10 protein-coding genes are annotated in these 16,596 nt (G+C 60.9%); all 10 read left to right on the top strand.

Going from position 1 to position 16,596, the window contains the following annotated elements; genetic code table 11:
* Nucleotides 1-485: 485 nt before the first annotated feature.
* The 10 genes from bcsD (at nucleotide 486) to SJQ66_RS05360 (ending at nucleotide 16,590) form a co-directional block, all read left to right on the top strand.
* Nucleotides 486-914: a cellulose biosynthesis protein BcsD gene (gene bcsD / locus SJQ66_RS05405; RefSeq protein ID WP_024904258.1), complete on the top strand. Its 429-nt coding sequence runs from the start codon at nucleotides 486-488 to the stop codon at nucleotides 912-914.
* Between the two features lie 72 nt (nucleotides 915-986).
* Entirely contained in the window at nucleotides 987-1,403 is a 417-nt protein-coding gene (locus SJQ66_RS05400; protein ID WP_036011013.1) for a hypothetical protein, read from the top strand.
* Between the two features lie 387 nt (nucleotides 1,404-1,790).
* Nucleotides 1,791-4,046, top strand: a complete 2,256-nt coding sequence (bcsA, locus tag SJQ66_RS05395; protein ID WP_320534053.1) for a UDP-forming cellulose synthase catalytic subunit — start codon at nucleotides 1,791-1,793, stop codon at nucleotides 4,044-4,046.
* 32 nt (nucleotides 4,047-4,078) lie between these two features.
* Nucleotides 4,079-6,331, top strand: coding sequence for a cellulose biosynthesis cyclic di-GMP-binding regulatory protein BcsB (gene bcsB / locus SJQ66_RS05390; RefSeq protein WP_320534052.1), 2,253 nt, complete (start codon nucleotides 4,079-4,081; stop codon nucleotides 6,329-6,331).
* A gap of 40 nt (nucleotides 6,332-6,371) precedes the next feature.
* Nucleotides 6,372-8,780, top strand: coding sequence for a cellulose biosynthesis cyclic di-GMP-binding regulatory protein BcsB (bcsB, locus tag SJQ66_RS05385; RefSeq protein ID WP_024904262.1), 2,409 nt, complete (start codon nucleotides 6,372-6,374; stop codon nucleotides 8,778-8,780).
* A gap of 13 nt (nucleotides 8,781-8,793) precedes the next feature.
* Nucleotides 8,794-12,822, top strand: a complete 4,029-nt coding sequence (locus SJQ66_RS05380; protein WP_024904263.1) for a cellulose biosynthesis protein BcsC — start codon at nucleotides 8,794-8,796, stop codon at nucleotides 12,820-12,822.
* A 44-nt stretch (nucleotides 12,823-12,866) separates the two neighbouring features.
* Nucleotides 12,867-13,529 (top strand): SGNH/GDSL hydrolase family protein, encoded by a 663-nt coding sequence (locus tag SJQ66_RS05375; protein WP_024904264.1) that lies wholly within the window; start codon nucleotides 12,867-12,869, stop codon nucleotides 13,527-13,529.
* A 137-nt stretch (nucleotides 13,530-13,666) separates the two neighbouring features.
* Complete coding sequence (locus tag SJQ66_RS05370) at nucleotides 13,667-14,335, top strand: SGNH/GDSL hydrolase family protein (protein ID WP_024904265.1); 669 nt, start codon at nucleotides 13,667-13,669, stop codon at nucleotides 14,333-14,335.
* The gene (locus tag SJQ66_RS05365) at nucleotides 14,332-15,024 is read left to right on the top strand and encodes an alginate O-acetyltransferase AlgF (protein WP_024904266.1); all 693 of its coding nucleotides are present in this window, start codon (nucleotides 14,332-14,334) and stop codon (nucleotides 15,022-15,024) included. Before SJQ66_RS05370 ends, SJQ66_RS05365 begins: the two co-directional genes overlap by 4 nt.
* Before the next feature lie 153 nt (nucleotides 15,025-15,177).
* Nucleotides 15,178-16,590, top strand: coding sequence for an MBOAT family O-acyltransferase (locus SJQ66_RS05360; RefSeq protein WP_024904267.1), 1,413 nt, complete (start codon nucleotides 15,178-15,180; stop codon nucleotides 16,588-16,590).
* The last annotated feature ends 6 nt before the right edge of the window (nucleotides 16,591-16,596 follow it).

Raw genomic sequence — 16,596 nt, 5'->3', positions numbered from 1 at the left:
CTAAACTGTCGACATCAGCGACAATTGGCGATCGGGCACATATTTTGCTAAATGGTACCGCCTCGGTTGACGTTTTGTTCCGTGGATACAGATACTTTCACCGTGATTCAAGCTGGTTACCCGATGGTGGTTTGCAATGATTACGGGTCCGGCAACAGAGCGGCGGCCATGCTACATTTGAAGAAAGCTTTTCCCAGGAAGATGAATTTGTATCCAAAAAAATAATATTTTCCCGTTGCCTAGAACTGAAGTCGTGAGGGATACTTTGAAGATCAAAAACTAAAATTCGGAAAAAAATGCTAGTAAATGTCGTAGCAAATGCTAGTAAATGTCGTAGCGATTTTGGGGTGCGACATTATTACTGAGCGTCTGCATCGATCGAATAAGAAAGACATCGATCATTGCGCGAATCGAGAACGAAGGGCGATTCGGTAAATTCTGCAACATTTCAATGCAAGCGTCCGCAAAGGGCGTATGGGTATGCCATGAATCACATGTCTGTACCGCAATGGCGCCCGTTTCTGTCGCTCTTCGCGCAGGAACTGACGCAAACATTGACGCCCGGATTGCTTGGGCGGCTAATGCATGACACAGGTGTGCGCTTCGCTCGCCAATATGTACTCGCGCCTGCCGGAACGGTTGCGGAAATGCAGGACGTGATGAACCACGTCTGGCGTGAATTGCAGTGGGGCGAAGTCGAGATCGACGAGTCCGAGATCCGGTTGGTGCTGACGCACCGATACGCACCACTGAGGGCGGTTTTCGGTGCGGAAAACGACCGTTGGGCGGGCGCTTTTTTAGAGGGCGTCTATGAAGGCTGGATGCAGCAGTTAGGTGCCGATCCGCGCCTGCGAACCACGATGGCTGGCGCCGCGGATGCGTCGGGAACAATGATTTTCTCATTCGGTGCTTAGAAGAGCGGTAGCTCGTACCTGCGTGCCGGTTACGCGGGCGCGAAAGCATAACAAATTCAGCGAGGACGACACATGAGTAGTGCATCGGACATTTCGAATCTTTTTAAGATGGCGGGCGCCAGCCCGGCCCAATATCACGAAGTGGAAGGGGCGGAGCAATTGCACGGTAAACGCGGTCGCTGGTCCGTGGCGCGTGCCGAGCCGATCGATGAGTCCTGGGTCGCTGTCGCCCGGCCGACGCCGTCTGTCCCGTTGCATACGCTTGAACCGGTGCACGCCGAGCCGGAGCAACAGAGGATGTTGACACGTCCGATTGCGGCATCCGAGTCGCCGCCAGCCATGTCGTCCGCACCCAGGAAGGCGGCCGTGCAGGCCAAGCGCGAGCCGGTATTCGCTCAGAAGCAATCGGCCCCTCTCAGCAGCGTTTTTGCGCGTTTGGCCGAGCGGAGCGTTGCGCGGACGGACACCTCACCCCATCGGCTTTCTTGAACGCTCTCGCGGGTTATTGCACGGAACATGACTCGGCAGGGAGCGATGATGTACGGACGCCAGATCGATGCGCGGCGTCTGCTGCGACGCGCGGTCATCTGCCGCATGCCGCAGGACGGCCTGAAGTAGTGAGGGCTGCAAATGAATGACATGCATCGGGTAAGCGGTGCGACGAGGAAATGTGGGACGTTGAAAGCAAGTGGCATACACATATGACAGCGGGTCAGATGTGGCACTTCTCAGACGTCATTCCAGGCAATGACGATATGCGATCGACCGCGCAAGCGACTTCGTCGCGAATAGTGCGCGTGTACGGTCGATGGGCTTGCCGCCGTTCGTGGTGCTGGTGATCGCGTTTTGGGTACGGACCCGGTAGGGGAGATTTCGATGGCACAGGCCAAACAGCGACGGTTCAATACGACCGCGCAACGACAACAAAACGGTGCAGGCCAAAGCGACGACGAGGGGCACTGGGACGACAAGCTCGTGGCGGCGGGCACATCGTTGCTCAGACCGCGTTGGGTGCGCCTGATTGCAACCATCGCGGCAGTGCTGCTGTTCACCTCGGCTTTGACCGTCAATCTGGCGCTTTCCACGCAATGGATGTTTGGCATCCTCTGTATGTTCATGGCTTTTGCCCTGAGTCGCATTCCAGGTCGCTTTCTGACGGTGTCCCTGGTGGCACTGTCGGTGTTCGTATCGATGCGCTATTTCTATTGGCGCGTGACCCAGACGCTCTTTTTCACCAACCCGCTCGATGTCACGTTCGGCGCGCTGCTGTTGCTGGCCGAAGGTTATGCCGTGTTGATGCTGCTGTGCAGTTACTTCCAGACACTGTGGCCGTTGCACCGCCGACCTTTCCCGCTGCCGGCCGATACGTCGGCGTGGCCAACGGTGGATGTATATATTCCCACGTTCAATGAGCCGCTCGATGTCGTACGGCAGTCGGTGCTGGCCGCGACATTGCTTGATTGGCCGGCTGACAAGTTGCGTGTTTACCTCCTCGATGACGGGCGTCGTGAAGCATTCCGCGCTTTCTGCGAGGAGGCGGGCGTCGACTATCTGACGCGACCTGACAATGTGAACGCGAAAGCGGGCAACTTGAATGCCGCACTGAGCAAGACGAGTGGCGAATACATCGCGGTGTTCGATTGCGACCACGTGACGACGCGTTCTTTCCTCCAGATCTGCATGGGCTGGTTTTTGAAGGATCCGAAGATGGCGATGGTGCAAACGCCCCACGTTTTCTATTCGCCGGACCCTTTCGAGCGTAATCTCGAAACGTTTCGGAAGGTGCCGAACGAGGGCGACTTGTTCTATGGCGTGTTGCAAAACGGGAATGACCTCTGGGATGCGACCTTTTTCTGCGGATCGTGCGCGATATTGCGACGCTCCGCGTTGCTGGATGTGGGGGGCGTCGCGACGGAGAGCGTGACCGAGGACGCCCTGACCGCGCTCAAGATGAGCATGCGCGGTTACAGCACTGCTTATCTCGCCATTCCGCAGGCCGCCGGTCTTGCTACCGAAAGTCTGAGCCGGCATGTGGGCCAGCGTATCCGGTGGGCGCGCGGCATGGCGGAGATTTTCCGCAGGTTCAATCCGCTGTTGGTCAGGGGGCTCACGTTGCCGCAACGGTTTTGCTACTTGAGCGCGATGATGCACTTTTTCTTCGGCTTACCGCGCATCGTGTTCCTGATCACGCCAATGGCCTACCTGTTCTTCGGCGCCCACGTATTTCATGCGTCGGCGTTGATGGTCCTGGCCTATGCGATTCCACACTTGGTCATTTCGAGTATCGGGGCATCGCGGATTCAGGGCCGTTTCCGCCACTCGTTCTGGAGCGAGGTGTACGAAACCGTTCTTGCCTGGTACGTGGTTTTGCCTGCGCTTCAGGCGGTCTTCTTCCCCGGCAGAAAGGGTTTCAACGTGACGGCGAAGGGCGGCGTCATTCGGCGCTCCTTTCTGGATTGGGCGATGGCCCGGCCTTACATCCTGTTGCTGCTGATTAACTTGGCCGGACTTGCCGTTGGGGTGTTCGGTTTAAGTCGCGGTCCTGGCTGGCCGGAAGCCATGAGTATTCTGTTCAATCTCGGCTGGGTGCTCTACAACGTCATGAACCTCAGTGCGGCAGCGGGCGTGGCCAGCGAGTCGCGGCAGCTGCGCCAGGCACCACGTGTGCAGATTTCGCTGCCGGCGGTAATTCGCACCGCCAATGGTGATCGTATCGATTGCCACACCACTGACTACTCACATGGCGGGCTCGGGATCGCGCTGCCCGAGAACGTGACATTGCCGCAACCCGGCGATCGAATCATGGTGTCCGTTTTTCGAGATAACTACGAGGGCAAGTTTCCCGCCGAGGTCCAGGTGTGCCGTGGCCGGACGCTCGGCGTCAGTTTCCCGGCGCTCACGATCGATCAGGAGCGCGACCTGATGCGCGTTACGTTTTCACGCGCCGATGCGTGGCTGTCGTCGTGGGGACAGTATCGTCCCGACCGGCCATTGCGTAGCCTGCTGGAGGTACTCAGTGTCGGCGTCCACGGTTTTGGCGAGTTGTTCAAGTACCTGTTCATGGGATGGCGTGCGCGCCCCGGCCGCCCGGCCGGGGCTTCGGAAAGCGAGCTGGGAACCAAGCAATCGTGAGCATCGGTTATTTGTCGTCTTTCCGCTCCTCGATGAGCAAGCGCCTGTGGGCGGCGGTGTGTTATTCGGTCCTGCTGCTGGGCGGTGCCACGACGTTGACCGCCGTGGCGGCGGCGTCCGACGGCTTGCCATCGGACGCCTATTCCTATCGGATTCCGCTGCTGCGCCAATACCCGGAGCAGGGCGTGACGTTGCTCGGCCAAGATGCCTATGCCGGAATGGACTTTGGCTTGCGCAAGGATGAGCGCGTTGTCGGTGCTCGACTCGAACTTGATGTTCGATACTCGGATACGCTGCTGCCCGGTCTGTCACATCTGAATGTTCTGGTGAATAGTGTCGTCGCCACGACCATCCCGCTCCCGCAACTGGCCCCGCTGAAGTCGGCGCATGTATCGGTGGATTTGCCAGTGGCATTGCTGTCCGACTTCAACCATCTGAATCTTGAGTTGATCGCGCACAGCAAGGCCAGCGACCAGGGAAATAATCCGGACAGCCCGGATCTGTGGTTGAAGGCGGCTCCCAACAGCGCGCTTGTCGTGACAGTCGTACCGGCCCCGCTGCCGAGCGATCTGGCGCGACTGCCTGCGCCGTTCGTCGACAAGCGCGATGTGCGCCGAGTGAACCTGCCAGTCGTGCTATCGCAAGCGCCGACGATGAATCGGCTTGAATCCGCCGGGGTCGTCACATCGTGGCTCGGCGCCCAGGCCGGTTATCGCGGCGCGCGCTTTTCCGCCTATCCCGGTGCGATTCCCCCTCGGGGCAACGGTGTGGTGCTGGCGCTGGCCGGTGAGGTGCCGGGCCTGACCCTGCCGGTTATCAATGGTCCGACGCTGGCGATTATCCCTAATCCCCTGGACGCCAACGGCAAGCTGTTGCTGGTCACCGGTCGCAACGAGGCGGAACTCCGGCAGGCGGCCACCGCGTTGGTACTGGGCTCGCAGACGCTGACGGGGTCGCAGGTCCGGATTGATTCTCCGATACACGTCCTGCCGCGCAAGCCATTCGATGCGCCCAACTGGCTGCCCTCGGACCGCCCGGTCCGGCTGGGCGAGCTAGCCTCTGCCGATGCCTTTACCGTATCGGGTTTCAGCCCTGGCTCGATCAGTGTTGGCCTGCGGTTGCCGCCGGGTCTGTTCGGCTTCGATAGCGCGGGCGCAGAGCTGGATCTGCACTACCGCTACACGGCGCGTCCGGAATCGCTGCATTCCGAGTTGCATGTGCTGGTTGGGAACTCGCCGATTCAGACGCTGCCGTTGGCGGGTGACACGTCGGATGGTCATGCGGTGATGCGCATTCCGACCTATCTGCTGCCGCCCCTGACGACGTTGCAATTCGACTATCGATATGACGCCGTCAAGCCAAAGGAAAATTGGCAGGACGTGCCGGGCGGCCCCTTGCAGAGTGCTATCGACCCGGCATCGACAATCGACATCTCCAATTTGCCGCGTTATGCAGCCATGCCGGATTTGCGTGCTTTTGGCGATGCCGGCTTCCCGTTCACCCGGATGGCCGACCTTTCTGAGACGGCCGTGATTCTTCCCGTCGATGCAGTGGCCGACGATTATTCGGCATATTTGACACTGATGGGCAGCATGGGCCAGGCCAGTGGATATCCAGTGCTGGGCGTGACGGCGGTGGATCCCGGGCAGGTCAGCGCGGTGAAGAGCAAGGACCTGCTGGTGCTGGCATCTGGAAACAATCAGCCGCTGGTGAATGCATGGCACAAGAACCTGCCGGCCGGTTTCTTCGGCCCGGTTGCGTCGTCGGACGGTGCGATACGGGATTTTTGGGAAAACCTGACCAACGGGCGGACGGCCAAACAACGTGCGGACGATCTCGCGGTTTTGTACAGCGGCGGTGATCACGACGGCATGGTGGCCGGGCTGGAGTCGCCGTTGACGCGTGGCCGCAGCGCGGTGGTGGTATCAGGCAAATCGCCGGCCGCGCTTGATGCGGTGGTGGACCTGCTGCAGGCGCACCGGTATCTGATCGGCGCTAGCCGAACGGAAACGGTTGGTGGCAGCCTGGTCATCGCGCATGACGGTGTGCTTACCACGTTGGAAGACAAGCAAAACTATTTCCTGGGCACGCTGCCGTTCCGCCTGGCTGTCCAGTGGTTCCTCGCGAGCCACATCGTGCTGCTCCTCATTTCGACGCTTGTCAGCGTCGTACTTATTGGCTTGCTCGGCGGCGTGTTCCTGCACCTGCGTGCCCTTAAACGACTGGACCTGGACATTCCCCAGGCATCGCAACCCGAAGAAGGACGAAGAGGTTCCCATGTTTAAAAGACGGCCTGACATTTCGCGGGCACGCCTTGCGCCGCGCATGACCGCCCGGCCCGCGTGGGCAGCACTGCTGCTCGGTGGTATCTTCGTCATATCATCGACAACGTACGCCGCGCCGCAACCGGCGCATGCCGGCGGGCACGCGACTGCATCGACGAAGCACGCCGCGCTAAAAACCGCGGTCGCGAAGCCCGCGGCGTCGCCCACCTCGCCCGCGTCCAGCACGCCGATCGTCGATGCACGCCCGACGGCCGCGCCAACGACGACCACAACCTATACCTTGCAGCAGCTGGGTGCGCAATATGCACTCAACCTGCGTGGCGTCGACGGCAGCAATACCGTCCCGGTGGGCGTGCGGGACGATCAGGTGGTGACCGGTGCGCGGCTGAATCTACGCTATGCGTATTCCCCGGCGTTGTTGCCGGACCTGTCGCATATCAATGTTCTGATCAACGATCAGGTGGCAGCGTCGATCGCGGTGCCCAAGGACACGGCCGGCACGAGTCTCGAGCGCACCATTACGTTACCGCCCTACTTGTTCACGTCGAACACCAAGCTGCGGCTACAGTTGATTGGTCACTACACGATGCAGTGCGAAGATCCCCTGCATTCGAGCCTGTGGGCCAATATCAGTAATGGCAGCACGCTGAGCATCGATACCCAGCCGCTGACGCCGGCTGCCGACCTGGCGCGCTTGCCCGAGCCCTTCCTGGACGCGCATGATATCCGTCGCTTGAATCTGCCTTTCGTGTTCGCGGGTAATCCGGATAGCGCCGCATTGGAAGCGGCGGGCGCGGTGTCGTCCTGGTTTGGCGCCATGGCGAATTTCCGTAGCGCCAACTTCCCGGTGTCCCTATCCACGATCCCGGCTACAGGCAACGCGGTGGTCCTGATCGAAGGCACCGCGCAAGCCGCGCTGGCGCCTGCGCCGCTGCAAGGGTCAACGCTGGCAGTGGTGCGGAATCCTAACGATCCAAATGGCACGTTGTTGCTGGTCATGGGGCGCGATGGTAAGGAACTGAAGCAGGCAGCCGACGCGCTGGTCATGGGTAGTCAGACACTGGTCGGCCCGACGGCACTGATCACCAAGTTCCCGGACCCCGCATCGCGTCAGCCTGATGATGCGCCGCGCTGGTTGCGCACCGATCGTCCGGTATCGTTTGGCGAATTGATCGACGCCAGTCAGTTGCGTGTATCGGGTTACAGCCCGGATCTGATCCGGATCAATACGCGCATCCCGCCGGACTTGTTCGGATGGCATGCACCAAACGTGCCGATCGATTTGCACTACCGTTATACGCCGCAGCCGTACATGGTCAACTCGTCACTTCTGTTCAGTGTCAGTGACCAGTTCATCAAATCGGTTCCACTATTGCCGCTTGAAAAACTCGAAGACGGCGACAAGCTGAAGGCGGCGGTGCTGCCGGACAGCAGCTTGCCCAGCCGGGCGCGGCTCGACGTACCGCTGGAGACGTTGCTGCAGCCGAATACGCAGTTGCAGTTCCGTTACATGTACGACTACATCAAGCAGGGCGAGTGCCGGGACATCATCATCGACAATGTGCGGGGTGACATTGACCCGGAGTCGACGATCGACCTGACGCAGTATCCGCACTACATCGCGATGCCGAATCTGGCCGCGTTTGCGCAGGCCGGCTTCCCGTTCACGCGCATGGCGGACTTGTCGTCGACCGATGTCGTACTGGGGGCCAACGCCGGCCCGGAGGAATACAGCACCTATTTGGCGGTCATGGGCCGCATGGGTGACTCGACCGGTTACCCGGCACGTGGGGTGACCGTGCTTCGCGGCCAGAACATCGATGCCGTACCGTCCGGTAAGGATATGCTGGTCATCGCCTCCGGTGCCGATCAAGCCTGGTTGAAGGACTGGGCGAAGTACATGCCTGCCACGTATGACAAGGCATCGCAGTTCTCCGTGTCCGACGTTCCGGGCCGGGTGCTGGGCTGGTTCCATTCCAACCCGCGCCTGGATAACCAACCCAGCCGGCTGTCGCTTGCTTACACGGGATCTGGTGTAAGCGCCGTGATGGCTGGCTTCGAGTCGCCGAAAGAGAAAGGGCGCAGCGTGGTCATGCTGATCAGCAACCAGAGCGACGGCTTGAAGGATGCGGTGTCCGCTTTGCTGGATGTGCGCAACGACGATAAGTTGCCGATTCAGGGCAGTCTGGTGTCCATCCGCGGCAAGGAGGTCGACTCGCTCGTAGGCGAACACACCTACTACCTCGGGCACCTGGGACTCTGGCGCGGCCTGGATTGGTGGCTTGCCTCGATCGGTGTTTCCCTGGCCTGGGTGCTCCGCGCCTTGGGTGTCGTGTTGCTCGTGCTGATCGCGCTGGCCCTGCTCGCCTACATGCGGCGCCGTCAGGCGCGACGTGATGCCGAGAGCCGGGCGCGGCTCCAGGCAGAGCATCTGCAACAACCAAAATAATCAGAGAACGCTCATGCAAGTCAGCCGCAGTCAGGCCGCCATTCTCGGAATGCTGATCGGTTCGGTCAGCCATCCGGGGTGGGCGCAGGAAGCAACATCGAATATGTTGCTTGAACAGGGCCGTTATTGGCAGGCGCACGATAAGCCGGACTTGGCCGCGCAGTCCTGGTCGAAGCTGCTGCTGACCGACCCGGACCAGCCGGAAGGGTTATATGGGCTGGGTGTGATCGCCGTCAACAAAAAGCAGTTTCCGGCCGCAAAAGACTATCTGGCAAAGCTGCGTGCAGCCGCGCCGAACAGCCGCTTCGTGCCGCTGCTGGAGCAGGACCTGCGTCTGGCGGTCGAGCCGGGCAAGTCACTGCTTGCCAAGGCTCGCCAGCATGCGCAGGACGCCGTCAACCAGAACGACCTGAAAGCGCTGGCGGCGGCGATTGGCGAGTACGATCAGGCGTTGGGTGGAAAGACCCCGCAAGGCGTCGTCGCGCGTGAGTACTATACCTATCTGGGTTATACGGACGGCGGTACGGACAAGGCGATCCAAGGCCTCAAGCGCCTGAATGGGGAGACGCCGAACGATCCGTACGTGCTCTTGCCGCTTGCCCAGCACATGGTGCGGGATGAGAGGGATCGCCCGACCGGCGTCGCGCTACTGGAAAAACTGGCGAAGCGCCAGGACATCGGTGGCGCCGCTACGGAAGCATGGCGCTCCGTGCTGACCTGGGTGCCGCCTACGCCGCAAAATCGATCGTGGTTCGAGGACTATCTGAAGCTGCATCCGGAGGATGAGGACATTCGCCGTCAGATGATATCGCCGCGCCCGGGGTTGGCCAATACACCGCCGGTTCCCGTCATGGACCCTCGACTCACCCGTGGTTTCGCGGCGTTCAAGGCCGGCGACATTACCACGGCGGAACAGTTGTTTTCCGAGGTGCTGCGCGACAAACCGAATAACACCGACGCGCTTGGTGGCCTGGGCCTCGTGCGTATGCAACAAGGCGATCTGGTGCAGGCACAGGCGCTTTTATCCCGTGCCGCCTCGCATCCTGGCGCCGGTGGCAATTGGGACAAGCCGCTGACCTCGGCGCGGTACTGGTTGCTCGTGAACCAGGCCGAAGGCGCGCAAAACCTGGGCGACTATGCAACCGCGCGCCGCGAGATCGACCAGGCGCTTCGTCTCGACCCCACCGAGCCGGGCGGCTTGAATGCATCCGGCCGCCTGTATGCCGGGCAGGGAAATATGAAGCAGGCCGAAACGGTGTTCCGTGGTGTACTGGCTGCGCACCCGGACAATCGCGAGGCGGTGACTGGGTTGATCGATATTCTGGCGCAGACCGGACGCGCCGACGAGGCACAGAAGCTGGTCGACGGCATGACGCCGGCGCAGCAAGCCGGTATCGGCGGTCTTGATCGTCTGCGCTCCGCCGTGGCCTCCGGTCGGGCGGACGCGGCCGCGCGGCGTGGCGATCTGGCGGGTGCCCAGAAAATTCTGGAAGACGCGCAGCGCGCCGATCCCGATAATCCTTGGCTGCGCCTGGAACTGGCCCGTTATGACTTGAAACAGGGTCATCCCGACGCGGCAAGGCAACTGGTGGATAGTCTCGTGGCCGCCAACCCCGACAATCCCGATGCGCTGTATGCGAGCGCGCTGCTGGCCATGCAGATGGCGGACTGGACGCGTGCTCAGGACACGATGGCACGTATCCCGGCATCGGCTCGCACCCCGAACATGGTTGCGACAGCGCAGTTGATCGACTTTCAGGCGGTGGTTGCCCGTGCCTCGCAGGCGGCGCGGGACGGTGATCTGGAGGGCGCGCGCAATATGCTGTCACGACTCGAGCCTGCCGCGGGGAAGGACCCGGCACGCGTGGGGGCGTTGGCGGAAGCGTATATCGATGCGGGGAATGTGCCGCGCGCCATGAGCCTGATGCGTGGCGTGATGCCGAACGGCTTGGAGGATAGTGGTCCCGACGTCCAGTTGGCGTATGCAAGTCTGATGTTGAAGGCAGGACAAAATGTTCAGGCCAAGGATGCCCTGGGCACGCTGGCCGGGGAGACGCTGACAGCCGATCAACGGCAACGGCTGGACGACCTGAATTATCTATATGCCGTACGGCTTGCCGATCAGCAACGCCAGCAAGGCGATCTCGCGGACGCCTACGATACACTGGCGCCCATTCTCGCGAAGCGACCCAACGATGCCTTGGCACTGGCCGCGCTGGCGCGGATGTATGCCGCTGACGGTCAATACGGCCAGGCGTTGTCCCTTTATCAGAAGGCTGCGGCGAACGATCCCGAGAATCCCGGCTTGCAACTGGGTGTCGCGATGGCGGCGGTTCAGGCGGGAAAAAACAATATAGCCGATGAGGCCCTGCGAAGCGCTCTCGCGAAAGCGCCCAACGATCCTGATGTGTTGGCAGGTGCCGCGCGCGTCTATGTGATGCAGGGGAATTTCCGCCAGGGAGAGACCTTGCTGGAATCCGCTATCTCGATAAAGGAAAAGCGCCTTGGTGCGTCGGCGCAACCGACTCAACTGGCCGACAACCACGTGGCTGGCAATCCCTTTCTCCATGTCAGGGATCGGCATCGACTTGCGCCGCGAGATGACAGCCAACCGGCCGCCACCGCGTTTGCCGCACAGCCTGCCACGCGTGACGGTGGTTACGCGGGTAGCGATACCGTCTCCGCCGCGTCGTCGGGCGACCCGTCCGCGGTGGCACGTGGCTGGTCATCGTCACGTCCGTCGGCACTGCCGTCCGTGGCGGGTACGCCGATCGGTACGCAGGCGCCGCTCGACACAGTGGCGGCGAATGCGTCGCAGGATGATGCCTCGTCGTTAGACGGCATGCGTCGCGATCTTGCCGACCTCAAATCGGACAACGCTCCCGAAATTCGCGCCGGGGTGTTCGTGACGTCGAACAACGGTACGCCCGGCACGAGCAAGATGACGAATGTCCAGGAGCCGCTGGAAGGCATCGTGCCGTTCGGCAATGGCAAGCTGTCCGTGCGTGTGACGCCGGTGCAATTGACGGGTTCGACGCTGGGTACCGACATATACAGCAGCAGTCAGTTCGGCGGCGGACCGGCAGCGGCTCAGGCGCAGCAGGCCGGCACCGTTGCCGCCCCTGGCGCGCAGACGGCGTATGGCGTGGGCCTGGGCGTGGGTTACGAGACACGGAACTGGACGGCAGACATCGGCACGACGCCGATCGGTTTCCGCTACAGCAACGTGGTTGGGGGTGCCACGTACCGTAACGCCATCGATCCGGGGCAGGGCGGCTGGTACAACGTGGGCCTGTCGCGCCGCGCCGTGACCGAAACCATTACCTCTTTCGCCGGCTCCCACGATACGCGGACGGGCTTGAGCTGGGGTGGGGTCACGTCTACCGCGCTGCATGGGTCGATTGGCCTCGATGTCGACGATTACGGGCTGTATGGCTATGGTTCGTTGAAATATCTGGACGGGCACAATGTCCAGTCGAATACCGGGGCGGAAGTGGGCGGTGGTGCTTACTGGTATTTCTATCGCACCCCGAATGCGATGCTGACCGCCGGTGTCAACCTGAGCGGCGAGTTCTACGATCACAACGAGAACAACTTCACGTTCGGCAATGGCGGCTATTTCAGTCCGCAGCGCTACTATGCCTTCAGCATCCCGGTCACGTGGGCGCAGCGCTCCGATCGCTGGACGTACAAGTTGCAAGGGTCGGCCGGGTTGCAGACCTTCCATCAGGACAGCGCACCGTATTTCCCGACCAATGCCGCCTTGCAATCCTCGGCGGTCACGGCGGCGTCTGCGATCGGCCTGACCGACGGCGCGGTTCATCCTGCACAGTCTTCGAGCGGATTCGCCTACAACCTGCTGGCGACGGCGGAATACCGCTTTACACACCGGTTGACCGGCGGCGCCAGTGTGGGAGCGAACAACTCGTCAAGCTATAAGCAGTGGGTGGCGGGCATTTACGTCCGATACAACTTCGCGCCGCAGACCAAGGCCTTGGCCATGCCGCTCGTTCCCTACCAATCGCATTACAACGATCAATAGCACGACCGAACGGATATCGGTCGTTTTTGAGGAGTAGAGGTTCCATGCTTGCTTCCGTACTCGCCGGTCTTAGCATCGTGATGATAGGCGATAGCCATTTGAGCGAACCCGGCTATCTTATTGACACGCTGCAAGACCAATTGATCGCCGCGGGTGCGCAGGTGCACACCTATGGCGTCTGCGGCAGCACACCCGGCGATTGGGTCAAGTCCGTCCAAGGCACGTGCGGTGGTGCCGAGCGTAACGGCAAGGGACCGATCGTCATCCATCACAACGCTAAGACCCAGCCGGTCGACCAATTGGTTGCCACAAACAAGGCCGACCTCGTCATCATCGTCGAAGGCGATACGATCGGCGGCTATGGCAAGGACGACTTTGCAAAGGCCTGGGCCTGGCAACAGGTCACGGCGCTGACGCAGAACCTTGCCGCGCACAAGACGGCGTGTGTCTGGGTCGGTCCCGTCTGGGGGACTGAAGGCGGCAAATACCAGAAGACGTTCGGCCGTGTGAAGTTGTTGTCGTCGTTTCTGGCCTCCAATGTGGCGCCTTGTTCGTATATCGATTCGCTGACATTCTCCAGACCTGGCGAGTGGGCGACCGTGGATGGCCAGCATCTGACCACCACCGGCTACAAGTATTGGGGCAACGACATCATGAAAGCGCTGGTGAAGCTGCCGGTTGTTCAGCAAGGTAAGGCGTCGCGTTAAACGCGCACCGTGCCGATGTATCGGTTTGACCGGTTGAGTGTGCGTCGTGACCGGTATTCGCAACGTGCTGTGTGAAAGGACCTGGGGCCTGCCCCGATTAATTTGATTTTCCGGGCTTTCCGGATGTGGAGTGTTTCGTGCCTGCTGCAGCGTCCGCCTTGTTAGGCCTTTCCGTGTTGGTCATTGGTGAAAGCCATCTGACGTTGAACAATCATTTGCGCGAGCCTTTGATACAGGCTTTGCAGGCGCATGGCGCCGCGCATGTGCATGTGATCGGTGCCTGTGGGGCGAGTCCGGCCCGCTGGTTGAAGACCACGCAAGTGGATTGCGGTGCCGATCAGGTCGACAAACGTCCTGCCACGGTGTTGGGCAAGGAAGCGCATACCACGCCGATCACGGATCTGATCAAGGCTGACAAGCCTGATGTGGTCGTCGTGATCGAAGGCGACACGATGGGCTCGTACGACAAACCGGTCTTCCCGAAGGCGTGGGCGTGGCAGGAAGTGACAGGTCTGACGAAAGCCATTGCTGACACGCATACCGCTTGCGTCTGGGTTGGACCGGGCTGGGGCGGTAATGCGGGACAATTCGCCAAGTCCGACGCTAGGGTCAAGGAACTGTCCGCCTTCCTGGCGAACAATGTCGCGCCTTGCTCGTATATCGATTCGACAACCTTCGCGCGACCTGGTCAATGGCAGACATTGGACGGCGAACATTACACCCAACTGGGTTACGTTTCCTGGGGCAAGGCCATCGTCAATGCCATGGGCTCCGCTCCCGCGATTACCAGCCTGAAAAAGAAATGACACCGATATTCTCCCGCTTCTTCCTGTCCGCCCTGGCTTTGACCTTGCCGGGTCTGTTCGTGGGGTCAGCCTTTGCAGCCGATATCCCTTTATACCCAACCGGTCCTGCTGAAGATTCGTCGTTCGTGCGGTTCGTCTCCGGTGCATCGCAGCCGGTGGAGGTGACCGCCTCGGGATCGAAGGCCCGGTTGACGCTCGATGAAAAGGGTCCGACCAGTCCGTTCTTCGCCATTGCCGCCGGCAAGCCGATCAAGGGGACGTTGCGCGGCGATGGCGCGCACCAGGACGTGTCGGCCACGGTGCAGCCTGGCGAATTTGTCAGCATTGTCGCGCTCGACGGTACAGCCAAAGGCGCGCTGCGAGTGGTGACGGTGCGGGAGAAACCGGATGACTTTAACGCGTTGAAAGCGTCGGTCGCTTTTTACAACCTTGACGCGCACTGCACCAAGCCCGCGTTGAAGGTGGCCGGTCGTGACATCGTGCTGCTCGATGGCGTGCCGGTAGGCCAGAGCAAGCGGCGCCAGGTGAATCCGGTGGCGTTGACGGTGCAATTGGCGTGTGGTGGTCAATCGGTGGGCCAGCCCCTGAGTTTGGGCACGCTTGTCGCCGGACAGCGGTACACGGTGTTTCTCGTACCATCCGGGACGCATTCACGCGTCTTTTTCGCGAATGACGCGGTTGCGCACTAAATGCGGTTATCGCGTCTTTCCTTGCACTGACGCGATTCGCCGCCCACGCCACACCACGCGCCCCTCACGGCCGTGACGACCATGAGAGGGGAGCGCGTGGTGTGAGCGGTAAGGACACATCGGTTCAGCTCCACCTTGCTCTGAGAACCCTGCATGGTTTTTGCGTCCCTGGAATTCCTGACGCTCTTTCTGCCGGCCTTCCTCGCGATCTATGTCGCGTCGCCGGCGCGTTGGCGTAATGGCGTGCTGCTGTTTTGCAGCTGGTTCTTCTATGCTTGGTGGAGCCCGGTGTTCCTGCTGCTGTTCATTGCACTGACGTTCTGGGGCTGGCTCGGCGGCATGGTGATCGACAGGGCGTCTACCCCGCGTGCCCGCAGCCGCTGGCTGGCCTTCTTCATCGCCGTGAACGTCTTGCTGCTGTGCTGGTACAAGTACGCCAATATCGTGGTCACAAGCCTAGACAGCGTGCTGTTCCGGGGCCATGACGGCGCGCTCCCCTGGACGCATGTGGCGCTGCCTATCGGGCTGTCGTTCATCGTTCTGCAATCGATCTCCTATTTGATCGACGTGCAGCGCGGAACGGTGCCTGCGGATCGCAGTGTGATCCGATATGGTGCCTATCAAGGAATGTTCGTGCATCTGATTGCCGGACCAATCATCCGGTATGCATGGGTCAAGCGCGAATTGGCCTCGCGTACCGTCGACTGGGATGGGTTTACTGCCGGCGCACGCCGATTGATGATCGGCATAAGCATGAAGGTACTCGTGGCCGACACGTTGTCACCGATTGTCGACGTGGTCTTTTCAATGCACACGCCAACGATGGCCGATGCCTGGATCGGCGGTGGTTTCTACACGTTGCAGTTGTTCTTTGACTTCGCCGGCTATAGTGCGATGGCAATCGGCCTCGGGCAGATGTTGGGCTTTCGCTTTCCCGAAAACTTCAATCATCCCTACCTCGCCAGCAGTATCCAGGACTTCTGGCGTCGCTGGCATTTGTCGTTGTCGAGCTGGATTCGGGACTATCTGTATATACCCCTGGGCGGCAGTCGTCACGGGGAATGGCAGGCGTGCCGAAATCTCTTGCTGACAATGGCGATCGCCGGTCTGTGGCACGGCGGAGATAGCTGGAATTTCCTCATGTGGGGCGTGGCCCACGGCGTGGCATTGATCGTGGCACGCCTTTGGCGTGGTAACGACATGCCGACCTTGCCCGACTGGCTCTCCCATGGGCTGACGATGCTGTTCGTGATGCTGGCGTGGACCTTGTTCCGAGCTGTAGGTTTTGACGCCGCGCTTGCCATGTACCGCGGTCAGTTCGGTCTGAATGGTATCGGTTTGAGCGATGCGCTGCGTGTGCAATTGCGGCCCGCGCACTTCCTCGCGGCGGCCCTCGGCATTGTCTGTGTGCTTTTCCCGCTGTGGCAACGCCGATGGGATGCATTCGGCAGCAGTACCACCACGCAGCGTGTGTGGCGAGAGGTATGGCCGCTTGCCGGTTTTCTTCTTTCGTTCGGGCTGATCGTCGCGCGCGGCGCGGTGCCCTTCCTCTACTTTCAGTTCTGAGCCGAC

Origin of the sequence: Robbsia andropogonis (assembly GCF_034047095.1) — a bacterium.
GTDB classification, from domain to species: Bacteria; Pseudomonadota; Gammaproteobacteria; order Burkholderiales; family Burkholderiaceae; genus Robbsia; species Robbsia andropogonis.
The sequence above is the reverse complement of the archived record's forward strand: the minus strand, read 5'-3'. Positions and strand labels throughout refer to the sequence as shown.